This window comes from Burkholderia sp. AU16741 (assembly GCF_002223345.1).
Taxonomy (GTDB): domain Bacteria; phylum Pseudomonadota; class Gammaproteobacteria; order Burkholderiales; family Burkholderiaceae; genus Burkholderia; species Burkholderia sola.
Genome location: NZ_NKEZ01000008.1, coordinates 645,457 through 667,081, shown reverse-complemented (window position 1 = coordinate 667,081; position 21,625 = coordinate 645,457). Strand labels below are relative to the sequence as shown.

Here is a 21,625-nt window from a genome sequence, read left to right as displayed (position 1 = left end):
AGACCCCGTCCGGAAACCGGCGGGGCCTGTGGGAATCGGTGACGCTACGATCTTGCGCGCACTCGCCGCACGGGCCCGCCGAAGGCGGTCGTGCGCGTGGTGGTCGAAAGGGTGATCGTGGCGTCGTGCATTGATCAATGATGCCCGATGCGCGCGCGCGACGTCAATGGCGCTTCACGTGCCGCGCATCCTCCACCGCTCAATCCAGCGCCTTCCCGGCCTTCTCGTCCATGCAACGAATCGCGAGCAGCGTGAACACACCACATCCGATCGCATACCACGCAGGCGCATTCGGATTCCCGGTCGCCGCGATCAGCCACGTGACGAAGAACTGCGCGAAGCCGCCGAAGATCGCGACGCCGACGCTGTACACCAGCGCACCGCCCGTCGCACGCACCGCCCGCGGAAACAACTCGCCGAGCATTGCCCCCGTCGCACCGATGTTGATCGCATGCACGATCGACAGTGCGGCGATGATCGACAGCAGCGACACGGCGCCCGGCCAGCGGTTCAGCGCGATGAACGCCGGGTAGATCGAGGCCATCAACACGATGCGCGTCCACCAGACGATCCGGTTGCGCCCGTACACGTCGGACAGATGGCCGCCGATCGGCGTCACGAGCATCAGGATCGCGCCGGCGACGCAGCCGGCCGTCATCGAGAGCCACGTCGGCAGGTGCAGCACCTGCACGCCGTAGATCGCCATGTAGAACACGATGATGTAGTGGATCGACGTGCCGCCGATCGTCACGCCGAGGCCCGCGAACACGGCCTTGCCGTGATGGCGCAGCACGTCGGCGAGCGGCAGCGACGCAACCGGTTCGTCGTGCGCGGCGGCGGGCGAGGGCGCCGCCGCCGGGACTTCCTCGACGGTGCGGCGCAGCCAGTAGCCGAGCGGCACGAACAGCGTGCCGATGATGAACGGCACACGCCAGCCCCAGCTTTCGAGTTGCGCGGCGCTCAGCGTCGACGTCAGCGCGACGCCGGTGAGCGCGCCCGCGAGCGCGGCGAGCCCCTGGCTCGAGAACTGGAACGACGCATAGAAACCGCGCCGATGCTGCGGCGCCTGTTCGAGCAGCAACGTCGTCGATGCGCCGACTTCGCCGCCCGACGCAAACCCTTGCAGCAGCCGCGCGAGCACGAGCAGCAGCGGCGCGGCGATGCCGATCTGCGCGAAGGTCGGCGCGACCGCGATCGTCGCGGTGCCGAGCGCCATCAGCAGCAGCGTGAGGATCATCGCCTTCTTGCGGCCGGCGCGGTCCGCGTACATGCCGATCACGAGCCCGCCGAGCGGACGCGTGACGAAGCCGACACCGAAGCTCGCGACCGCGAGCATCAGTTGTCCGAACGACGAATGCACGGGAAAGAACAGCTTGCCGATCAGGATCGCGAAGAAGCTGTAGACCGTGAAGTCGTAGAACTCGAGCGCGTTGCCGACGGCGGCGGCCGCGATCAGCCGGCGTTTCTTCGCGGCGGCGCGGGCATCGACCGGCGTGCCGGCGAACGGAAGGGCGGACGTTTCCATGGGGTTTCCCCGGGTAAGCACGAAACTGCGTGGTGAAGGGCCGTCAGGCCGCGAGCCAGGCTTCGGCGACGCGGACCCAGTAGCTCGCGCCGATCGCGAGGATGTCGTCGTTGAAGTCGTAGCCGGGGTTGTGCACCATGCAGCCGCCCTTGCTGCCGATCCCGTTGCCGATGAACGCGTAGCAGCCGGGGCGCGCCTCGAGCATGAACGCGAAATCCTCGCTGCCCATCAGCGGCGCGGAGTCGGTTTCGACGCGTTCCGCGCCGAGCATCTGGCGCGCGATGTCGGCCGCGAACGCGGTCGGTTCCGCGTGATTGACGAGCACCGGATAGCCGTAGTCGTAATCGACCTCGGCGGTGACGCCGAAGCTCTCCGCCTGGCCCTTCGCGAGCGCTTCGATGCGGCGCGCGAGCAACGCGCGCACGTCGGCGTTCAGTGCGCGCACCGACAGTTTCATCACGACGGTTTCGGGGATGATGTTGAACGTCTCGCCGGCCTGCACGCTGCCGACGGTGATCACGGCCGCATGCTGCGCATCGACTTCGCGCGCGACGATCGTCTGCAGCGCGACCATGATGCTGCCCGCGGCCGACATCGGATCGCGCGCGAAATGCGGCATCGCGCCGTGGCCGCCGACGCCGCGCAGCGTGATCGTCACGCGGTCGGCCGACGCCATCGCGGCGCCGGTGCGGAACGCCATGTCGCCTGCCGCGCGGCCCGGCATGTTGTGGATCGCGAAGATCGCGTCGCACGGGAAACGGTCGAACAGGCCGTCGTCCATCATCGCCTTCGCGCCGCCGAAGTTTTCCTCGGCCGGCTGGAAGATCAGGTTCAGCGTGCCGGAGAACCGGCGCGTGGCCGCGAGGTGGCGCGCCGCGCACAGCAGCATCGCGGTGTGGCCGTCGTGGCCGCATGCATGCATCTTGTTCGCATGGCGGCTTGCGTACGGCAGGCCGGTGGTTTCCGTGAGCGGCAGCGCGTCCATGTCGGCGCGCAGGCCGACGGTGCGCGCGCCTTGCCCTTCGCGCAGCACGCCCACCACCCCCGTCTTGCCGATGCCACGATGCACGTCGTAGCCCCAGCCGGCCAGCAGTTCGGCGACAAGGTCGCTCGTGAGCGTCTCTTCGAATGCAAGCTCGGGGTGGGCGTGGATGCGGCGGCGCACCTCGACGAGCTCGGGGGCGATCGCGGCGATGCCGGGGATGACGGGGTTCACGGCTTGCAGCATGGTCTCTCCAGTGGGGCTGGTGGGGCGTTTGACGCGCATGTGACGACCAAGCATATAAATTTCTTTTGCGTACCAGAAGCTGCTAAATTGCTTTGGTGCACACCGTCGGTTGCCGCTCGGGAATACCCTGAACCACTGCACGGCGCGGCGCAGAGAGTTTCCACGGATCACGCATTGCCCCATGAAATACCATCAGCTGAAAGCGTTCGTCACCGCCGCGGAGGAAGGGAGCATTCGCGCGGCCGCGCGGCGCCTGAACGTATCGCCGGCCGCGCTGACGAAGGCGGTCAAGGAGCTGGAGATCGCGCTCGGCGTATCGCTCGTCGTACGCACCGCGCGCGGCGTGCAACTCACCGCGTTCGGCCAGCAACTGCAGGTGCGCGCGCGGCTGATCGTCGCCGAAATGCAGCGCGCCCGCGACGACATCGAGCAGGCGCAGGGCGCGATGACGGGCTCCGTCGCGGCGGCGATCACGCCGGCGGCGGCGGTGACGATCCTGCCCGACGCGTTTCGTGCGTTCCGGCGTCGCTTTCCGGTCGCGCGCGTCAATCTGATCGAAGGATTTCCGGGCGTCGCGCTGCCGCGCCTGCACGACGGTTCGCTCGATTTCGCGGTGGCCGTCGTCGTGCCGGAGCTGCTGGCGGCCGAGTTCGATCATGCGGAGCTTTACGCGAGCCGCTCGCTGATCGTCGCCCGCAAAGGGCATCCGCTCGCGTCGGCCACCTCGCTTGCCGATCTCGTCGAGGCCGACTGGCTGATGAATCCGTCGCCGGAAAGCTCCACGCAGGTGCTGTTCAACTCGTTCGTCGCGTATGGGCTGCCGGTGCCGGCGCGTGTCGTCGAATGCCCGAGCTTCGGTCTCGCGCACAGCCTGATGACCGGGTGCGACCTGATCGCGTCGATGCCCGAGCAACTGCTGCAAGGCGAGTGGGCGCGCGCTCAGCTCGCGGTGTTGCCGATCCGCGAGCGCTTGCCGGGCGTATCGGTGCAAGTCGTCACGCGCCGCGACAGCCCGCTGACGCCGGCCGCGGCGATGCTGCTCGATTGCCTGCGCGACTCCGCGCGACGCAAGGGATTAAGGTGAGCATGCGCCCCGCGTGGATCACGTAGTGATCCTGACGACCATGAGGCGGGCATGGGCCGGCCGCGGGCCATTCGGGCGCCCCTTGCGCGAGCCGGTATCATAGCGGCCGGCCCGCCGCTCCGGCCGGCCTCCAACCACACCGCCATCCGGCATCCAGCAATCAGAGGCATCCCATGACCAGTGCAACCCAATTCGACAACGTATCGGTCGTCAAGCGCGCGAACGTCTATTTCGACGGCAAGTGCGTGTCGCATACCGTGCTCTTCCCGGACGGCACGCGCAAGACGCTCGGCGTGATTCTGCCGTGCGCGCTCAACTTCGGCACGGATGCGCCCGAATTGATGGAAGTGCAGGCCGGCAAGTGCCGCGTGAAGCTCGACGGCAGCAGCGAATGGCAGACCTACGGCGCCGGCGAATCGTTCTCGGTGCCGGGCAAGAGCCGCTTCGACATCGAAGTGCTCGAGACGCTCGATTACGTCTGCAGCTACCTGTAACGCGCTTCCCGCGCGGCAAAGAAAAAGCCCCGCCGAAGCGGGGCTGGTCGCAAGCGGACGGCGCAAGGCCATCCGAAGCGCCTGTTCTCGTTACATCGTTACAGGCAGGCGTTGATGTCGCCGGCGGACGCTGCATCGCCGCGCACGCCGACCCACGTTTTCGCACCCGGCTTCCACGAAGGGCGAACCATCGCGGCGGCGCCGTTCGGCGGCTGCTGGCCCGGTGCGTACACGTCGGTCGCGAGGCCGTTGGCCAGCACGTTCTGCGAGATCACCTGTTGTTGCGACTTGTCGGCCCAGGTCTTGGCGATGCACGCGGAGACTTCCGGGGCGTCTTTCTGGCTTTGTCCCACGTTCTGCACGGCCGGTTCGGCGGCATGAGCAGAAATTGCCACGGTCAATGCGATGAGCGGTAAGTATTTCACGTTCACGTTATCTCCCTCGAGTCGTGATTGATTGAGTGGGATGCGCAGCAATGCTGCGTGCAAGTGAGATTCCATCCTGCAAGCACGGTTCCGACCATTCCGAAACAAGTTGTTAACGCGCTTGCCAAATGGCGGCTCGGATGCTGCGCCCGTTGCTGCGGCGCGGCATGCGTCGTGTACGGCTCGACGTCATGCATGGCCGGGTCCCGCGCGCTGCCCGATCGTGGTGTGGTGAAGTGACGGCCGCGGCATGCGGGATGTCGATGCATCCCGCGCCGCGACTCTTTATCTGATGACGAAGTGGAATGGCTGATGGATGGCCCCGTCGCATGAGCACGATGATGACAAACTTTCGTCTGCCGCATTGTTAACCAACTTCAAACGGCGGAAGACGACGGGGACACGATGCGCGGCCGGGCGAACGCCGCGCATGCGGGCCGTATCAGCCGGCCTTGCGCGAGCCGACGTCGCGCAGGTTGACCGGGACGACCGGACGGAAACGCTCGCGCTTCTGTTCGTCGTCGAAGTGCTGGAGCGCCGGCTTGATCAGGTCGCTGCGAGACACGATGCCCGTGATGCGCAGCGATTGCTCGTCGGCAACCACCGGCAGGCGTTCAAGGCCGAGCATCGCGAGGCGCGACGCGACGACGCGGCACGTTTCGTGCACCAGCGCGATGGTCGGTGCGCGGTTGGCGAACGCGTCCGAGATCGGCGTATCGGCGCCGGCCTGCGCGCGCTGCGCATCGAGCGTCGCGCGATCGACGAGGCCGAGCAGGCGGCCGTGCTGCACGACCGGATATGCGCGGTGCGTTTGCTTCGCGCCGAAGTATTGCGCTTCGACGGTATCGAGCGTCGCTGCGCCGTCGATCGTGACGAGCTGATCGGCCGACGTCATCACTTCGCCGATGTCATGCCGTTCGAGCGGATCGACGCCGTATTCGCGATAGATGTGATAGCCGCGACGTGCGATTTTTTCCGTCATGATCGAGCGTTTCATCACGATGGTCGCGAAGCCGTGCGCGACGAGCGTCGCCGCGAGCAGCGGCAGCAGCGCGTTGGCGTCGTGCGTGAGGCCGAACGCGAACACGATCGCGGTGAGCGGGGCGCCGAGCGTCGCACCGAGCGTCGCGGCCATGCATACGAGCGGCCACAGCGCCGGGTCGCCGCCCGGCAACACCGGCGACAGCACGGTGCCGAGGCCGGCGCCGAGCATCAGCAGCGGGGCGAGTACACCGCCCGAGGTGCCCGAGCCGAGCGCGATCACCCACATCACGGCCTTCACGATCAGCAGCGCGAGCGCGATCTTCAGCGCGATGTGCTGGTGCAGCAGGTCGCCGATCACGTCGTAGCCGACGCCGAGTGCGCGCGGCTCGAGCCAGCCGCCGACGCCGATCACGATCGCGCCGAGCGCCGGCCACCACATCCAGTGCACGGGCAGCTTCGCGAACGCGTCCTCGACGCGGTAGAGCGCCGCCGACAGGCCGCACGCGAGCATGCCCGACAGCAGGCCCGCGACGAGGCACGACAGCAGTGCGACGGACGTCGGCGCGGCCGTGGTCAGCGGAAACAGCGGACCGACGCCGAAGAACACCGCGCGTGCGAAGCCCGCCACCGCGCACGCGAGCGCGACCGGCAGGAAACTGCGCGGACGCCATTCGAACAGCAGCAGTTCGACCGCGAGCAGCACGGCGGCCACCGGCGTGCCGAACACGGCCGTCATGCCGGCGGCCGCACCGGCGACGAGCAGCGTCTTGCGCTCGGCGGCGGTCACGTGCACGCATTGCGCGATCAGCGAGCCGAGCGCGCCGCCCGTCATGATGATCGGGCCTTCGGCGCCGAACGGGCCGCCGCTGCCGATCACGACGCCGGACGACAGCGGCTTGAGGATCGCGACCTTCGGCGACATGCGGCTCTTGCCGAACAGGATCGCCTCGATCGCCTCGGGAATGCCGTGGCCGCGGATCTTCTCCGAACCGAAACGCGCCATCAGGCCCACGATCAGCCCGCCGATCACCGGGACCGCGATCACCCAGGCGCCGAGCGTGTTGTTCGCGGGCGAATGGTCGGCGAACGACAGTTGCTGGAAGAAGAACAGGTTCGTGAACAGGCGGATCAGGCTCAACAGCACGAACGCGGCGAGCGTGCTGAGCAGGCCGATCCCGGCGGCAAGCAACGCGATCCTGGGCAGGCGTTCGTTGGTCGAGAAATCGCGTTTGTGGGGTGCGTTCATCGGCGAGGCAAGGGTCAATAATCGATCTGGGGAACCAGGAACGTGCCCTTGAGCGACTTCAGCTCGGCACGATGCATGGCTGCGAGACGGGCAAGCAGCGTTTCGCCGGCCGGCTCGAGGTGGACTTCGACCTGGCGGCGGTCGGCTTCGCTCGGCTTGCGCTTCACGAGTCCGAGCGTTTCGCAGCGCGTCACCAGCGCCACGACGCCGTGGTGCTGCGCCTGCAGGCGTTCCGCGAGCTCGCCGATGGTCGCCCATTCGCGATGCGGATAACCCTTGATGTGCAGCAGCAGCAGGTATTGCAGCGGCGTCACGCCTTCGCTTTGCGCGGCGCGTTCGGAGAAGCGCTCGAAGCGGCGCATCTGGTAGCGGAACTCGGACAGTTGCTGGAAATCGCTTTTCGTCAGGGCGCGTCGGGTATCGGTCATCGAGGTCGTTCGGGCAGTCGGTTACGGTGCGTATAAATATATCATTATGTGATATAAATGTCCGAAATATGGCTAAAATGTTGTATTTCTCGTTCAGAAGGTGGCTACATGGCGTGATGCGCGCTACGCGGCTTCCAGCATTTTGGTCTGCTGATAAAGGCCGGTGACGAGATCCGTCTGCGTGATGATGCCGACGAGCCGGCGCGATGCATCGACCACGGGAATATGGTGGTGGCCCGAATGCGTGAACAGCGGCACGAGCGCCGTGATCGGCATCGTTTCCGGCACCGACGCGACGTCGCGCGTCATCACGGACGCGACGCTCGCAGGCTGGCCGCCGAACGCTTGCGGCAGCCGCGCGGACAGGCGCTGCCACAGCGGGATTGGACGGCGCAACTGTCGCGTGAGGTCGGCGCGCGTGACGATGCCGGTCAGGCGGCCTTCGCCGTCCACCACGGGCAGCGCCTTCACGCGATGGCGGTCGAGCAGCGTGAGCGCGGCCGTGACCGACGTCGATGGCGCGACTTCGATCGCATGCTTCGTCATCAGGTCCGCGCACTTCAACTGGCCGAACGTGCGCGTATAAGCCTGCATTTCGGTTTCGCGCAGCAGCGTTTCGAGATCGTCTGGATCGACGTCGAGCCATTCGCCGCGGCGCTTCAGCACCGCGTCGAGGTCGCCGCGCGTGAAGCCGCCGCGCGCGGGTGCGGCGCCGGCTTGCGGTTTCGTTTCGGGGCGCATGCCGCCGTGCGGGTAGCGGTGCCCGGTCAGCGCGTGATAGACGAGCGCGGCCGACAGCAGGATCGCCGATTGAAGCGCGATCGGCTGCAGCACGAAGCCGAAGCCGAGCGCATGGATCGCCGGGCCGCCGACCACGGCCGTGAGCGCGACGGCCCCCGACGGCGGGTGCACGCAGCGCAGCGCGAACATGCCGCCGATCGCGCAGGCGATCGCGACCGCGGCGGCCGTGATCGGATCGGCGATCCATTGCGCGCACGCGACGCCGACGGTCGCCGCGACGAGATTGCCGCCGACGATCGACCAGGGCTGCGCGAGCGGGCTCGCCGGCACCGCGAACAGCAGCACGGCCGACGCACCCATCGGCGCGACGAGCAGCGGCACGAGGCCCGGCACGCCGGGCAGCAGCCGCATCGTGACGCCGACCGTCGCAATGCCCACGAGCGCGCCGGTGCACGCGCGCAGGCGCTCGCGCCAGCCGAGGGTCATCGGATGCGGAATGAAGCTGTGCAGCCATTGCCGCAACGTGCGGCGCGACGGGGAGGAGCCTGACGACATGGAGGATAAGCGGTAAAAGGACGGTGCCGCGGCGCGGTGACAAGCGCGGAATTATATCGTGTTGTGATACAAATTGCCGCGCCACGTCATGGCGTTGCGCGCGCGCGACGCGCGAGTCTTGCAAAATCCTTTCATCCGACGGGAGCTTGGGCACGCATGAGCGCGCAAATTTGTCTGCAGCGGCGTACAATTCGGCGCAGTCAATTCCCCCGTCATGCCAGAACCCCGTCCTCGATGCCCGCTCTCCCGCCTTCTCCCCGGCACGGTGATCGATTCGACGCGGTTCGCGGCCGCGTTCCGTTGCCCCTCTGACGCGAGCGCCGCCGACGCCTCCCCACCGACTCTCCCCAAGCCAATTCAATGGACATGCTCGAAAACATGCGCCTGTTCGTGCGCGTCGTCGAAGCCGGCAGTTTTACTGCGGTCGCGAAGGAAATCGACGCGACCACCGCGCAGGTGTCGCGCGCCGTCTCGAACCTCGAAGCCCACGTACAGACGCGTCTGCTGCATCGCACGACCCGCCACCTCGGCCTGACCGAAAGCGGCGAACGCTATTTCGAGCGCGCGAAATCGATCCTCGCGGAACTCGACTACGCGAACGCGGAGGCGCGCAATGCGCTGCTGCGGCCGAGCGGCAAGATGCGTATCCATGCGATGACGGGGCTCGGGCAGAGTCACGTCGTGTCGTCGATCGTGCGCTACCAGGAGGACAATCCCGACGTGTCGGTCGAGCTGACGCTCGCGCAGCGGATGCCGAATCTGGTCGAGGAGGGCTATGACGTGTCGATCGTCACAGCATCGCAATTGCCCGACTCCGGCTATGTCGCGCAGACCTGCGGTACGAGCTGCAGCGTGCTCGTTGCATCGCGCGAATACCTGGCGCGGCACGGCACGCCGCAGACGCCCGACGAGCTGCCGAACCACGTGTGCCTGCGCCTCGACACGCCCGCGTCGCCGGCCGGCGAATGGCGGCTCGAACGCAGCGACGGCGAGGAAGCCGTCTACGCGCTGCAGCCGGCGCCGTTCCAGGTCAACGTGCCGGATGCGCTGTGCGTCGCGGTGCGTGCCGGACGCGGGATCGCGTGCGTGGCGCTGTATACGGTGCTCGACGATCTCCGCGAAGGGCGCTTGATCCGCGTGCTGCCCGACTACCGGCTGCAGACGGTGAGCGTCTATGCGGTCTACGCGACGCGCCGTTATCTCGATGCGAAGATCCGCACGTTCCTCGATCACCTGCGCACGACGCTCACGCCGGCGCTGGAGAACGATCTGCGCGAACTCGACCGGCTGACGACCGAGCACGCGCCGGCAGGCCGCCAGCGCGCATAACGGTGCGCCGGCGCGTGGCCGCGGCGTTCATGCGGCCGGCGCGATGCGGATCCGCTCGAAGCGGCCCGCGAGCCACGTGTACGCGACAATGCCGATCAGCCCGTGCGCGGCGACGAACCACAGCGCGCCGGCGAACGAACCCGTGCTGGCGACGAAGTAGCCGATCACGAGCGGCGTGACGATCCCGGCGATGTTGCCGAGACCGTTGAAGACGCCGCCGCTCAGCCCGACCATGCCTTCCGGCGCCGTGTCGGCGAGCACGGCCCAGCCGACCGCCGCGAGCCCCTTGCCGAAGAACGCGATCGTCATCAGCGCGATCACGACCGTGTTCGACGTTGCGCCGTTCGCGAGCACGAGCAGCGTCGCCATCGCCATCCCCGCGACGAACGGCGTCTTGCGCGCCCGCGACGGATGCATGCCGCGCCGGATCAGCCAGTCCGACAGCAGGCCGCCGAGCACGCCGCCCGTGAACCCGCAGATGGCCGGGAGCGCGGCGACCCAGCCGGCTTCCATGATCGTCATCCCGCGCCCCTTGATCAGGTAGATCGGAAACCACGTGATGAAGAAGTAGGTGAGCGCCGTGATGCAGTACTGGCCGACGTAGATCGCCCACAGGTTCCGGTGGCGGAACAGTTGCGACACGTCGCGCCACGACGCGCGCGGCCGTTCGCGCACGCGGTTCGCCTCGAGATCGACGAGCGCGCCGTGGGCGCGCAGGTAGTCGCGCTCCGCGTCGGTCATGCGCGGGTGGCCGTGCGGTTCGCGATACCACGCGAACCACAGCGCGGCGAGCGCGATGCCGAGCAGCCCCATCCACAGGAATACGTGCTCCCAGCCGAGCGCATGCGTGAGCCACGCCATCGCCGGCGTGAACAGCACGACGGCCATGTATTGCGCGGAATTGAACAGCGCGGATGCGGTGCCGCGTTCGGCCGTCGGGAACCAGCAGGCGACGATCCGCGAATTGGCCGGGAACGCAGGCGATTCGACGAGGCCGAGCATGAAGCGCATCACGAACAGCGCGAGCGTCGCGGCCGCGCCCTGCACGGCGAACGTGCCGACTGTGCCCTGCAACATCGTGAATATCGACCACAGCAACAGGCTCAGCCCGTACACGCGCCGCGCGCCGAAGCGATCGAGCAGCCAGCCGCCCGGAATCTGGCCGATTGCATAGGCCCACGCGAACGCCGAAAAGACGATCCCCAATTGCACGGGCGTGAGCCCCAGGTCGTGCGCGACGCCGGTGCCCGCGATCGACATCGTCGCGCGGTCCGCATAATTGATGACGGTGACCGCGAAAATCAGCGCGAGAACCGCATAACGGACGCGGCCGATCGTGCGAGACGCGGCGGGCGATGCGGCGAGCGCAGCGCCGCTGGATCGATTGGACATGCATGTCTCCTGGCCTCCGTCGTGCGAAGGCATCGGGTGTCGTAACGGAAGGCCGGCGCCACGCTCAGCGCGTGACACTGGTCGGCGGGCGCTGGCCCGCGAAGCACGCGGCGAGGTTCGCGAGCACGATGCGGCCCATTTGCTCGCGCGTCTCGTGCGTGGCGCTCGCGCGGTGCGGCTGCACGACCACGCGATCGAGTTCGAGCAGCGCGGCCGGCACGTGCGGTTCGTTCGCGAACACGTCGAGCCCGGCGCCGGCGATCGTGCCGTCGGCCAGCGCGCGCACGAGCGCGGCTTCGTCGACCAGCTTGCCGCGTGCGACATTGATCAGGAATCCTGTTGGACCGAGCGCGGCGAGCACGTCCGCCGTCACCAGCACGCTGCCGTGATCGGCCGACGCCGCGATCACGAGCACGTCGCTGTCGCGTGCGAGCGCAGCAAGGTCGGGCACGAAGCGATAGCCGCTGTCGCGATGCTCGCGCGGGCCGAAGTAACTGACGGGCATCCGGAACGCTTGCGCACGCTGCGCGATCGCGCGCCCGACGCGGCCGAGCCCGACGATACCGAGCCGCTTGCCCGTGACCTGCGTCGCGAGCGGCTGGGCCGTCTTGCCCCAGCGGCCGGCGCGCACGATCCGCTCGCCGGCCCCGAGGTCGCGCAGCGTCATCAGGATCAGCCCGAGCGCCATGTCGGCGACGTCGTCGGTCAGCACGTCGGGCGTCGTCGTCACGTGGATGCCGCGCGCCCGCGCGCGCTCGAGATCGACCGCGTCGGTGCCGATGCCGCTGATCGCGATGATCTCGAGCGCGGCGAGCCGGTCCATCAGCGCGGCGGACAGGCCGTTCGCGCCGCCGGTCACGACGCCGCGAATGCGCGGCGCCACGCGATCGAGCAGCGCGTCCGGTTGCTCGGCCGCATACAGTCGATGCACGGTGTAACGGGCGGACAGTTCGGCGTCGATGGTGTCGGGGAGCGGCTGCGTCAGCAGGATGTCGATGGTCATGAAGGTCTCGGTCGTCGTGCGCGGCGCGGGCCGCGCATCAGGTGGAACCGAGTATAGAAATCGCATCGATATCGGTCTAACATCAAAAGACTATCGATTGATTCAACATTTGAATGATTGAACTGCACCAGCTTCGCTGCTTCGTCGCGGTGGCCGAAGAGCTGCATTTCGGCCGTGCGGCCAAGCGGCTGTTCATGACCCAGCCGCCGCTCAGCCGGCAAATCCAGTTGCTCGAGCACGCGCTCGGCATCGCACTGCTCGAGCGCAGCAGCCGGCAGGTCAGCCTCACCGCGGCCGGCGAACGCTTCCTGCGCGACGCGCGGCACATCCTCGAATTCTCCGCGCGGGCCGAGCAGGCCGCGCAGCGCGTCGCGCACGGCGGGGCCGGGCGCATCACGCTCGGGTTCACGGCCGTCAGTGCGTACCGGATGATTCCGGTGCTGCTCGCGCATGCCGCGCATGCATTGCCGGACGTCGACGTCGAATTGCGCGAGATGGTGTCGACCGTGCAGATCGACGCGCTCGCGTCGCGGATGCTCGACGCCGGTTTCGTGCGCCAGCGCGCCGCGCGCCAGCCGCTCGAATACCGGCTCGTGCAGCGCGAACCGATGCTCGTCGCGGTCGCGCAGGGCGCGCCGCTCGCCGCCTATGAGCAGATCGGCCCCGACGAACTCGACCGGCAGCCGTTCATCGCGTATTCGCCGAACGAGGGCAAGTATTTCCACGACATGATTTCGGGGATGTTCGCGAGCGCCGGGCGGCTGCCGAACTACCTGCACTACGTCGGCCAGACGCATACGATCCTCGGCCTCGTGCGCGCGGGGCTCGGCGCGGCGCTGGTGCCGGCGTCGGCGCGCGAGCTACACGTGGACGGTGTGGTGTTCCGGCCGCTGGCGGGCGTCAACGTGGCGGCCGAGTTGTATCTCGCATGGCGCGCGGACAACGACAATCCCGCGCTGCCGGTGTTCAACGCGATGGTCGAGCGGTTTCTTGCGCAGGAGCAGGGCGGCGCGTCGGCGTAGCGGCATGACAAGGGCGCGCGACGTCACAAGCTTTCGATCGGGCGGCGTGCGCTGCCGCGATGGCAAGCGATCCCGAGCGAGCATCGAAGGCAGGAATCCTTTCAATTCGAAAAGCTGACCTCGTGCAAGGCGCTGTCGGATGGAGCGGCGACAGCGGCGTCGCCAGCCCGACGAAGGGTTCCACGTGGACTGCTTGGCGCTGAATGCCGCTCGGCGCAGGATACGTCCGTGCATTTGGAGCGGGACGCGCCGGCCGCGCGGTTCCTGCACCCGCGACACGCAAAAGAACAACGATGGGCCTTTACGACTTCGTACCGGGAAACCGGCCGTGCGTTCGCGGTCAGCTCGATCAAGGGCACGGATCTGAAGTTCGCGGTGACCAAGCTCGACGGCTCGAACATCGCGTACAAGATCGACGTGCGCGCCGACGACCAGGACCTGCTGATCTACCTGAACGCCGCGATCGCGAAGCTCAGGCAGTCGCCGCGGTATCTCGACCTGCTGCGCAAGTACTTCGTCGGCGACCAGACGATGACGACCTCGGCCGCATCCGGCGAGCATACGTACGTGGTGAAGGCGGGCGATACGCTGACCCTGATCGCGGCGAGCAAGCTGGGCAGCGGCCAGCGCTATCGCGAGATCCAGCGCCGCAACAACCTCGCGAACCCGAACCTGATCCCGGCCGGCCAGCATCTGGTGATTCCGGTTCGCTAGCCGCGGCGTGAGGCGGGAGAGGTGAAGCGAGGAAAGTGAAGCGATACGCGGGGCCTGACGGAGAATACCCGCCGGGCCCCGCGCCGTTTCGCATCAGTGCGTGAACGACAGGAACAGGTACGCGGCGAACAGCGCGACGTGCACGACGCCGTGCAGCACCGTCGTGCGCCCTTGGCTCAGCGTGAGCGTGCTGACCAGCAGCGTGAGCGCCAGCAGCACCGTTTCCATCGCGCCGATCCCGAGCGTGAGCGGCTGGCCGACCCAGATGAACACGGCGGCGACGGTCGGGATCGTGAGCCCGATGCTCGCAAGCGCCGAACCGAGCGCGAGGTTCATGCTGGTCTGCAGCCGGTTCGCACGCGCGGCGGTGACGGCCGCGAGCCCTTCCGGCAGCAGCACGAGCGCGGCGATCACGATACCGACCGCGGCTTCGGGGGCGCCGAGCTTCAGCACCGCGTGCTCGACGGCCGGCGACAGCAGCTTCGCGAGCAGCACGACCGCGACGAGGCTTGCGAACAGCAGCACCATGCTGATGACGGCGGTGCGGTTGCCCGGTGCGGCCGCGTGCACCGCTTCGTTCGCGCTGTCGTGCTCGGCGAGGAAGTAGTCGCGGTGGCGCACGGTCTGCACGAACACGAACGCGCCGTACAGCACGAGCGACGCCACGCCGGCGAACGCGAGCTGCGATTTCGAGAAGAACGGGCCCGGCGCGGCGCTCAGGTAGTTCGGCATCACGAGCGACAGCACCGACAGCGACGCGAGCACCGCGAGCGCCTTGCTCGCGCCGCGCCCCTGGAAGTCCTGTTCACCGTGCTTCCATGCGCCGACCAGCAGGCAGATGCCGACGATGCCGTTGCAGATGATCATCACGGCGGCGTACACGGTGTCGCGGGCGAGGCCCGATTTTTCGGGGCCCGCGCCCAGCATCACCGAGACGATCAGCGCGACTTCGATGACGGTCACGGCGACCGCGAGCACCAGGGTGCCGAACGGTTCGCCGACCCGGTGCGCGACGACTTCCGCGTGATGGACGGCGGCGAACACGGCGCCGGCGAGCGCGGCGGCGAACACCGCGATGGCGAGGCCTTCGGCCGGCACCACGCGCGACAGCGCGAGTACCAGCCACGCGGCAAGCGGGGCCCAGAGGGTCCAGCGCGGGAGCTGGTTGGACGAGAGCGGCATGAGGGTTTCCTTATGCGAGTGGCGGCGCGCGACGCGCCGTCACGGGTTGACGAAGCCCGGCCGTACTATCCGCCGAACGAGGACGATGAAACCGATGGGTGGCGGCACGCAGCGGTGCTGCCCTGGGTTCGCTGCCGCGAGGCGGCGAAGGCGCGGGCGGGCCGAAGCCCGTCGCGGGATGAAACGATTCGATGCGGTTGCCCGCAGACGGCGAGACAAGGTCACGTGGCGACGTGCGGCCGGAAGCTTGATTCGCCCCCGGAGAGGAGCGATGGACGGCGGTGACGGCGCGACACGCGTTTCCCCTGGAATCCGGCAATTTGTCGAATTTTATCAGGCGTTGGGGGATCACTATCTCATATTCGAACCCTTACGTTGACCTTTCGGTTTATAAAAAGTGCCCCGAACTTTCGACTTTTTCGCCATTGCAGCTTTCGTAACGGTGTCTTGCACGACACATTCGGGCGCGCCCTGACATAAATCTACCGACCGGTCGGTTTATAATCGCTCGCACCTCCACTTCATGACGGATCGCAAGCGATGGCTGTTTCCTCTGCACATTCGGTGAACTCCAGCGCGCTGGCGCAGTCGGCCGTCGTCGGCGTGATCGGCGCCGGCGCGATGGGCGCGGGCATTGCGCAGGTCGCGGCGGCGGCCGGCCATCCGGTGCGGCTGTACGACCTGAACGAAGCGGCCTGCGACAAGGCGCTGGCCGGCATCCGCGCGCAGTTCGCGCGGCTCGCCGAGAAGGGCCGGCTCGAACCGGCGCAGGCCGACGCGGCCGGCAACCGGATTCGCGCGGTGCGCGCGTTGGCGGATTTCGCGGACGTCGCGCTGATCGTCGAGGCGGCGGCCGAACGGCTCGACGTGAAGCGCGAGATCTTCGCGACGCTCGAACGTCATGTCGACGACGCATGCGTGCTGGCGACCAACACGTCGTCGATCTCGATCACGTCGATCGCGGCCGGGCTGCGCGTGCCGCAGCGCGTCGCCGGCCTGCATTTCTTCAACCCGGCGCCGCTGATGGCGCTCGTCGAGGTGGTCAGCGGGCTCGCGACTGCCCCCGAGGTCGCCCGGATGCTGCATGCGACAGCCGCCGCGTGGGGCAAGCAACCGGTGATGGCGAAATCGACGCCGGGCTTCATCGTGAATCGCGTCGCGCGGCCGTATTACGCGGAGGCGCTGCGCGTGCTGAACGAGCAGGGCGGCGCGCCCGCCACGATCGACGCGGTGATGCGCGAAGCCGGCGGCTTCCGGATGGGGCCGTTCGAGCTGATGGACCTGATCGGCCACGACGTGAACTTCGCGGTGACCGAATCGGTGTTTCGCGCGTACTTCAACGACCCGCGCTACACCCCGTCGCTGATCCAGCAGGAACTCGTGAACGCGGGCTTCCTCGGGCGCAAGTCCGGGCGCGGTTTCTATCCGTATGCGGATGGTGCGACGCCGCCTGCTCCCGATCTCGAACCGCCGCGCGACGCGCCGGCCAACGTCGTGCTGTTCGCGCAGGACGGCCCGGCCGCCGCGCTGCATGTGCGCTTCGCCGAACGTATCGCTGGCGCGCGGCGCAACGACGCGCATCCGGACGAATGGCTCGCCGTGGCCGGCCGCGCGTCGATCGCGCTGACCGACGGCCGCACCGCGACCGCGCGCGCCGCCCAGACGGGCGTGGCGGATCTCGTGCTCGTCGACCTGGCGCGCGATTACGCGCAGGCCGGGCTGGTCGCGCTGACGCGCGCGCTCCAGTGCAGCGATGCCGCGTATGCGGACGCGGTCGGCCTGTTCCAGCAGGCGGGCTTTCGCGTCGTCGGCGTCGCGGACGTGCCGGGGATGGTCGCGATGCGTACCGTCGCGATGCTCGCGAACGAAGCGGCCGACACGGTGAACCAGGGCGTGTGCTCGCCGGCCGATCTCGATCTCGCGATGGAGAAGGGCGTGAACTACCCGTGCGGCCCGCTCGCGTGGGCCGATGCGATCGGCATCGGCCGCGTGCATCGCGTGCTGTCGAACCTGGCGGCGAGCTACGGCGAGGACCGTTATCGCGTGTCGCCGCGCCTTGCCGCGCTGCACGCGGCCGGCCGCACGTTCCGGTCGTAGCCCGGGCGCCTCGTCACCTCGAACACGACAACGACATCACTCCATTGGAGGAGCACCCCGATGACTCACCCGACGCATCCCGCCGCCGCCCTCGAGCCGATCGAGACCGCCAGCCGCGACGAACTGCAGGCGCTGCAGCTCGACCGCCTCAAGTGGTCGCTGCGCCACGCGTACGACAACGTCCCGCACTATCGGCGCACGTTCGATGCGGCGGGCGTGCACCCGGACGACCTGAAGTCGCTCGCCGATCTCGCGAAATTCCCGTTCTCGACCAAGAGCGACCTGCGCGACAACTATCCGTTCGGCCTCTTCGCGGTGCCGCGCGAGCAGGTCGTGCGTGTGCACGCATCGAGCGGCACGACCGGCAAGCCGACCGTGGTCGGCTACACGGCGCGCGACATCGACACGTGGGCGAACGTGACCGCACGCTCGATCCGCGCGGCCGGCGGCCGCCCGGGCGACACGCTGCACAACGCGTTCGGCTACGGCCTCTTCACCGGCGGCCTCGGAATTCACTACGGTGCGGAGCGGCTCGGCTGCATGGTCGTGCCGATGTCGGGCGGCCAGACCGAGAAGCAGGTGCAGCTGATTCGCGATTTCGAGCCGAAGATCATTCTCGTCACGCCGTCGTACATGCTGAACCTGATCGACGAGATGGTGCGGCAGGGGATGGACCCGGCCGAATCGTCGCTGAAGATCGGCATCTTCGGCGCGGAGCCGTGGACGCAGGCGCTGCGCAATGAAGTGGAGACGCGCGTGGGTATCGACGCGCTCGATATCTACGGGCTGTCGGAAGTGATGGGGCCCGGCGTCGCGTGCGAATGCGTCGAGACGAAGGACGGCCCGGTGATCTGGGAAGACCATTTCTACCCGGAGATCATCGATCCCGTCACCGGCGAAGTGCTGCCCGACGGCAGCCAGGGCGAGCTCGTGTTCACGTCGCTGACGAAGGAGGCGATGCCGGTGATCCGCTACCGCACGCGCGACCTCACCGCGCTGCTGCCGCCGACCGCGCGCGCGATGCGCCGGCTCGCGAAGATCACGGGCCGCTCCGACGACATGCTGATCGTGCGCGGCGTGAACGTGTTCCCGAGCCAGATCGAGGAAATCGTCGTCGCGCTGCCGCAGTTGTCGGGCCAGTTCCAGATCACGCTGTCGCGCGACGGTCACATGGACCGGCTCGACCTCGCGGTCGAGCTGCGCTCCGAGGCGGCATCGTCGGTCACCGACGGCGATCGCGCGGCACTCGCGCGCGAGCTGCAGCACCGGATCAAGACGATGGTCGGCGTGTCGTCCGGCGTGACGGTGCTGGCGGCCGGCGGTATCCCCGCGACCGCGACCGGCAAGGCGCGCCGCGTGATCGATCGCCGCCAGGCCGCGTGATGTCGATGTGTGCCGTTCTACCCGAGGAAACCTGTTCGATGGATGAATTGAAGACCCTGGCCGTCACGGTCGATGCGCGCGGCATCGCGACCGTCGCGCTGCAGCGAGGCGACGTGCTGAACGCGTTCGACGAGACGATGATCGCGGAATTGACCGACGCATTCACCACGCTCGGCCGGCGCGACGACGTGCGCGCGATCGTGCTGCGCTCGGACGGCCGCGCGTTCTGCGCGGGCGCCGACCTGCAGTGGATGCAGCGCGCGAGTGCGAACGACGCGGCCGCGAACCTGCGTGACGCCGAGCGGTTCGCCGCGATGATGCGCGCGATCCGGCAATGTCCGAAACCGACGGTCGCACGCGTGCAGGGCCACGCGTTCGGCGGCGGCGTGGGCCTGTGCGCCGCGTGCGACATCGTGATTGCGAGCGACCACACGCGCTTCTCGGTGAGCGAGGCGCGCTTCGGGATCCTGCCGGCCGTGATCGGCCCGTATCTGGTCGAGGCGGTCGGCCAGCGCCAGGCGCGCCGGCTCGCGCTGACCGCGACGCAGCTCGCGGCCGCCGAGGCCGTCGCGATCGGCCTGATCCATCAGGCCGTGCCGCTCGATGCGCTCGACGACGCGCTCGAGCGGACGCTCGCCGAACTGGGCCGCAACGGCCCGCATGCGCTGATGGAGATCAAGCGCTTCTTCGATGCGATCGGCGAGTACCCGCCGTCGGACGAACGCGCGGCGTTCACCGCGCAGACGATCTCCCGCGTGCGGGCGACGCCGGAAGCGAAGGAAGGCTTCGCGGCCTTCTTCGCGAAGCGGCCGCCGGCGTGGGAGACGGGCGCCGAATAAGGCCGCGCGACGAACGTCCGCGACGATCGGCGGCGCAACCGGGCCGGCCGCATTTTGCGTCTCGGGCCGGGGCGCTTGCACTACAATGCGTGACCTCCGGCGCGCTGCCGGCCCCGTCCCGACCGATGCTTCGCACGATGATCGTCAATCGCCTTGTCTCCGAGATCCTGTTCGGCTTTACCGGCCTGATCGGCATCATCAATCCGATCGGTATCGCGTTCCTGTTTCTCGAACGAACCGAGGCGCTCACCGCGCACGAACGGGATCTGCTCGCGCGGAAGGTCGCGTTCAATGCATTCGTCGTGCTGATGGTCGCGTTCTTCGCCGGCACGCCGGTGCTGCATTTCTTCGGGATCTCGATGGAAGCGCTGCGGATCGGCGGCGGCTTCGCGGTTGCCGTGGCCGGCTGGCAGATGCTGAACGAACCGGACGGGCCGGGCGGCGGCGACACGCCCGTCAAGCCGATCGACGCGAACGCGATCATGACGCGCGCGTTCTTCCCGTTGACGGTGCCGCTGACGGTCGGCCCCGGCTCCATCGCGACCGCGATCGCGCTGAACGCGAACCGCACGCACAAGCTGTCGGAATTCATGCTGTCGAGCATCGTGTCGATCGCCGTGTCCGTGCTCGTCGCGCTCGTGATCTGGCAGGTCTACAGCCGCTCCGCGCTGCTCGCGCGCTACCTCGGCAGCGAAGGAACCAAGGTCGCGAAGCGCGTGTCGGCGTTCCTGCTGCTGTGTATCGGCGTGCAGATCATGCTGACCGGCTTCTCCGCGTTCCTGCAGCCGATCGCCGACCAGGCCAAGTAACCGGAGCGTTCCGGTTCGCCCTTCGAGGTTCAACCTTTCACGCAGCCTGCACGCGGCGCGCGGTCATACGCGTTCGCGGCATGCGGGATACCATGCGACGTCTGGCGGATGCGCGGCGCGCATCCGGCCGCAATCCCCAACTTGAGTGGCGAGGCGCGCAATGGAATACGTGAAATTCGGGTCGACCGGGCTGGACGTGTCGAAGCTGGTATTGGGCTGCATGACGTTCGGCGAGCCGTCGCGCGGCACGCACCCGTGGACGCTGCCGGAAGCGGAAAGCCGCCCGATCATCCAGCGGGCAGTCGAGGCCGGCATCAACTTCTTCGACACCGCGAACATGTATTCGGACGGCACGTCGGAGGAGATCGTCGGCCGCGCGCTGCGCGATTTCGCGAAGCGCGACGACGTCGTGATCGCGACGAAGGTGTTCTACCGGATGCGGCCGGGACCGAACGGCGCCGGCCTGTCGCGCAAGGCGATCATGACCGACATCGACCAGAGCCTGAAGCGGCTCGGTACCGACTACGTCGATCTCTACCAGATTCACCGCTGGGATTACGGCACGCCGATCGAGGAGACCCTCGAGGCGCTGCACGACGTCGTCAAGGCCGGCAAGGCGCGCTATATCGGCGCGTCGTCGATGTTCGCGTGGCAGTTCGCGAAGGCGCTGCACACGTCGAAGCAGAACGGCTGGACCCGCTTCGTCAGCATGCAGAACCACCTGAACCTGCTGTATCGCGAAGAGGAGCGCGAAATGCTGCCGCTGTGCGAGGACGAACGCATCGCGGTGATCCCGTGGAGCCCGCTCGCACGTGGGCGCCTGACGCGCAACTGGGACGAATCGTCGGAACGGCAGCAGAAGGACGACGTCGGCCAGCGGCTGTACGACGCGACGGCCGACGCCGACAAGGCGGTCGTCGACGCCGTCGCGGCGATCGCCGCCGCGCGCAACGTGCCGCGCGCGCAGGTCGCGCTGGCGTGGGTCGCGCAAAAGCGCGGCGTGACCGCGCCGATCGTCGGCATTTCGAAGCCGCGGCAACTGGACGATGTGCTCGGCGCGCTCGCGCTGAAGCTGACCGACGACGAGATCGCCACGCTCGAACGCCCGTACGTGCCGCACGCGGTGGCCGGGTTCAACTGAGCGG

The 21,625-nt window shown here is 68.1% G+C and carries 19 protein-coding genes; 10 read left to right on the top strand and 9 right to left on the bottom strand.

The genetic code is table 11. The features are described from left to right. Window positions 1-199 precede the first annotated feature (199 nt). On the bottom strand, window positions 200-1,525 hold the full coding sequence (locus tag CFB89_RS23490) for an MFS transporter (RefSeq protein WP_089469952.1): 1,326 nt from the start codon (window positions 1,523-1,525) through the stop codon (window positions 200-202). A 43-nt stretch (window positions 1,526-1,568) separates the two neighbouring features. Then, window positions 1,569-2,753, bottom strand: coding sequence for a M20 aminoacylase family protein (locus CFB89_RS23485; protein WP_089469951.1), 1,185 nt, complete (start codon window positions 2,751-2,753; stop codon window positions 1,569-1,571). A gap of 181 nt (window positions 2,754-2,934) precedes the next feature. On the opposite strand from CFB89_RS23485, the gene CFB89_RS23480 reads away from it, so the two are divergent. Beyond that, window positions 2,935-3,837: a LysR substrate-binding domain-containing protein gene (locus tag CFB89_RS23480; protein WP_089469950.1), complete on the top strand. Its 903-nt coding sequence runs from the start codon at window positions 2,935-2,937 to the stop codon at window positions 3,835-3,837. 173 nt (window positions 3,838-4,010) lie between these two features. Continuing rightward, window positions 4,011-4,331, top strand: a complete 321-nt coding sequence (locus CFB89_RS23475) for a pyrimidine/purine nucleoside phosphorylase (RefSeq protein ID WP_006478890.1) — start codon at window positions 4,011-4,013, stop codon at window positions 4,329-4,331. Window positions 4,332-4,429: 98 nt separating this feature from the next. Here CFB89_RS23475 and CFB89_RS23470 read toward each other — a convergent pair whose 3' ends face one another. From CFB89_RS23470 to CFB89_RS23455, 4 genes are all read right to left on the bottom strand, one after another. Then, a complete protein-coding gene (locus tag CFB89_RS23470; RefSeq protein WP_171984430.1) occupies window positions 4,430-4,762 on the bottom strand; it encodes a hypothetical protein in 333 nt (110 codons plus the stop codon). 436 nt (window positions 4,763-5,198) lie between these two features. Continuing rightward, window positions 5,199-6,986, bottom strand: coding sequence for a chloride channel protein (locus tag CFB89_RS23465; RefSeq protein WP_089469949.1), 1,788 nt, complete (start codon window positions 6,984-6,986; stop codon window positions 5,199-5,201). Window positions 6,987-7,000: 14 nt separating this feature from the next. Further along, window positions 7,001-7,414 (bottom strand): MarR family winged helix-turn-helix transcriptional regulator, encoded by a 414-nt coding sequence (locus CFB89_RS23460; protein WP_089469948.1) that lies wholly within the window; start codon window positions 7,412-7,414, stop codon window positions 7,001-7,003. 123 nt (window positions 7,415-7,537) lie between these two features. Further along, entirely contained in the window at window positions 7,538-8,710 is a 1,173-nt protein-coding gene (locus CFB89_RS23455; RefSeq protein ID WP_089469947.1) for an HPP family protein, read from the bottom strand. Window positions 8,711-9,070: 360 nt separating this feature from the next. Here CFB89_RS23455 and CFB89_RS23450 point away from each other — a divergent pair, with 360 nt between their 5' ends. Continuing rightward, a complete protein-coding gene (locus CFB89_RS23450) occupies window positions 9,071-10,039 on the top strand; it encodes a LysR family transcriptional regulator (protein WP_089469946.1) in 969 nt (322 codons plus the stop codon). A gap of 27 nt (window positions 10,040-10,066) precedes the next feature. Here CFB89_RS23450 and CFB89_RS23445 read toward each other — a convergent pair whose 3' ends face one another. Then, window positions 10,067-11,431, bottom strand: a complete 1,365-nt coding sequence (locus CFB89_RS23445; RefSeq protein ID WP_089469945.1) for an MFS transporter — start codon at window positions 11,429-11,431, stop codon at window positions 10,067-10,069. Window positions 11,432-11,495: 64 nt separating this feature from the next. Next, entirely contained in the window at window positions 11,496-12,434 is a 939-nt protein-coding gene (locus tag CFB89_RS23440; RefSeq protein WP_089470586.1) for a 2-hydroxyacid dehydrogenase, read from the bottom strand. Between the two features lie 113 nt (window positions 12,435-12,547). Between CFB89_RS23440 and CFB89_RS23435 the strand changes: the two genes are divergently transcribed. Together CFB89_RS23435 and CFB89_RS23430 are read left to right on the top strand one after the other, a co-directional pair. Continuing rightward, on the top strand, window positions 12,548-13,456 hold the full coding sequence (locus tag CFB89_RS23435; RefSeq protein WP_089469944.1) for a LysR substrate-binding domain-containing protein: 909 nt from the start codon (window positions 12,548-12,550) through the stop codon (window positions 13,454-13,456). A gap of 228 nt (window positions 13,457-13,684) precedes the next feature. Then, window positions 13,685-14,170, top strand: a complete 486-nt coding sequence (locus CFB89_RS23430; protein ID WP_256979749.1) for a LysM peptidoglycan-binding domain-containing protein — start codon at window positions 13,685-13,687, stop codon at window positions 14,168-14,170. Window positions 14,171-14,263: 93 nt separating this feature from the next. Here the strand turns inward: CFB89_RS23430 and CFB89_RS23425 are convergent, their stop codons facing one another. Continuing rightward, the gene (locus CFB89_RS23425; RefSeq protein WP_089469943.1) at window positions 14,264-15,352 is read right to left on the bottom strand and encodes a calcium:proton antiporter; all 1,089 of its coding nucleotides are present in this window, start codon (window positions 15,350-15,352) and stop codon (window positions 14,264-14,266) included. A 540-nt stretch (window positions 15,353-15,892) separates the two neighbouring features. On the opposite strand from CFB89_RS23425, the gene CFB89_RS23420 reads away from it, so the two are divergent. From CFB89_RS23420 to CFB89_RS23400, 5 genes are all read left to right on the top strand, one after another. Further along, window positions 15,893-17,449 (top strand): 3-hydroxyacyl-CoA dehydrogenase, encoded by a 1,557-nt coding sequence (locus tag CFB89_RS23420; protein ID WP_089469942.1) that lies wholly within the window; start codon window positions 15,893-15,895, stop codon window positions 17,447-17,449. Between the two features lie 60 nt (window positions 17,450-17,509). Continuing rightward, a complete protein-coding gene (gene paaK, locus CFB89_RS23415; RefSeq protein WP_089469941.1) occupies window positions 17,510-18,832 on the top strand; it encodes a phenylacetate--CoA ligase PaaK in 1,323 nt (440 codons plus the stop codon). A 38-nt stretch (window positions 18,833-18,870) separates the two neighbouring features. Beyond that, entirely contained in the window at window positions 18,871-19,671 is an 801-nt protein-coding gene (locus CFB89_RS23410; RefSeq protein ID WP_089469940.1) for an enoyl-CoA hydratase-related protein, read from the top strand. Window positions 19,672-19,808: 137 nt separating this feature from the next. After that, window positions 19,809-20,480: a MarC family protein gene (locus CFB89_RS23405; RefSeq protein ID WP_027780810.1), complete on the top strand. Its 672-nt coding sequence runs from the start codon at window positions 19,809-19,811 to the stop codon at window positions 20,478-20,480. Between the two features lie 160 nt (window positions 20,481-20,640). Continuing rightward, complete coding sequence (locus tag CFB89_RS23400) at window positions 20,641-21,621, top strand: aldo/keto reductase (RefSeq protein WP_089469939.1); 981 nt, start codon at window positions 20,641-20,643, stop codon at window positions 21,619-21,621. The last annotated feature ends 4 nt before the right edge of the window (window positions 21,622-21,625 follow it).

What these genes read in the sequence shown, in the direction of transcription:
- CFB89_RS23490 (WP_089469952.1), bottom strand. Translation starts at nt 1,525, where the DNA reads ATGGAAACGTCCGCCCTTCCGTTCGCCGGCACGCCGGTCGATGCCCGC.
- CFB89_RS23485 (WP_089469951.1), bottom strand. Translation starts at nt 2,753, where the DNA reads ATGCTGCAAGCCGTGAACCCCGTCATCCCCGGCATCGCCGCGATCGCC.
- CFB89_RS23480 (WP_089469950.1), top strand. Translation starts at nt 2,935, where the DNA reads ATGAAATACCATCAGCTGAAAGCGTTCGTCACCGCCGCGGAGGAAGGG.
- CFB89_RS23475 (WP_006478890.1), top strand. Translation starts at nt 4,011, where the DNA reads ATGACCAGTGCAACCCAATTCGACAACGTATCGGTCGTCAAGCGCGCG.
- CFB89_RS23465 (WP_089469949.1), bottom strand. Translation starts at nt 6,986, where the DNA reads ATGAACGCACCCCACAAACGCGATTTCTCGACCAACGAACGCCTGCCC.
- CFB89_RS23460 (WP_089469948.1), bottom strand. Translation starts at nt 7,414, where the DNA reads ATGACCGATACCCGACGCGCCCTGACGAAAAGCGATTTCCAGCAACTG.
- CFB89_RS23455 (WP_089469947.1), bottom strand. Translation starts at nt 8,710, where the DNA reads ATGTCGTCAGGCTCCTCCCCGTCGCGCCGCACGTTGCGGCAATGGCTG.
- CFB89_RS23450 (WP_089469946.1), top strand. Translation starts at nt 9,071, where the DNA reads ATGGACATGCTCGAAAACATGCGCCTGTTCGTGCGCGTCGTCGAAGCC.
- CFB89_RS23445 (WP_089469945.1), bottom strand. Translation starts at nt 11,431, where the DNA reads ATGTCCAATCGATCCAGCGGCGCTGCGCTCGCCGCATCGCCCGCCGCG.
- CFB89_RS23440 (WP_089470586.1), bottom strand. Translation starts at nt 12,434, where the DNA reads ATGACCATCGACATCCTGCTGACGCAGCCGCTCCCCGACACCATCGAC.
- CFB89_RS23435 (WP_089469944.1), top strand. Translation starts at nt 12,548, where the DNA reads ATGATTGAACTGCACCAGCTTCGCTGCTTCGTCGCGGTGGCCGAAGAG.
- CFB89_RS23425 (WP_089469943.1), bottom strand. Translation starts at nt 15,352, where the DNA reads ATGCCGCTCTCGTCCAACCAGCTCCCGCGCTGGACCCTCTGGGCCCCG.
- CFB89_RS23420 (WP_089469942.1), top strand. Translation starts at nt 15,893, where the DNA reads ATGGCTGTTTCCTCTGCACATTCGGTGAACTCCAGCGCGCTGGCGCAG.
- paaK (WP_089469941.1), top strand. Translation starts at nt 17,510, where the DNA reads ATGACTCACCCGACGCATCCCGCCGCCGCCCTCGAGCCGATCGAGACC.
- CFB89_RS23410 (WP_089469940.1), top strand. Translation starts at nt 18,871, where the DNA reads ATGGATGAATTGAAGACCCTGGCCGTCACGGTCGATGCGCGCGGCATC.
- CFB89_RS23405 (WP_027780810.1), top strand. Translation starts at nt 19,809, where the DNA reads ATGATCGTCAATCGCCTTGTCTCCGAGATCCTGTTCGGCTTTACCGGC.
- CFB89_RS23400 (WP_089469939.1), top strand. Translation starts at nt 20,641, where the DNA reads ATGGAATACGTGAAATTCGGGTCGACCGGGCTGGACGTGTCGAAGCTG.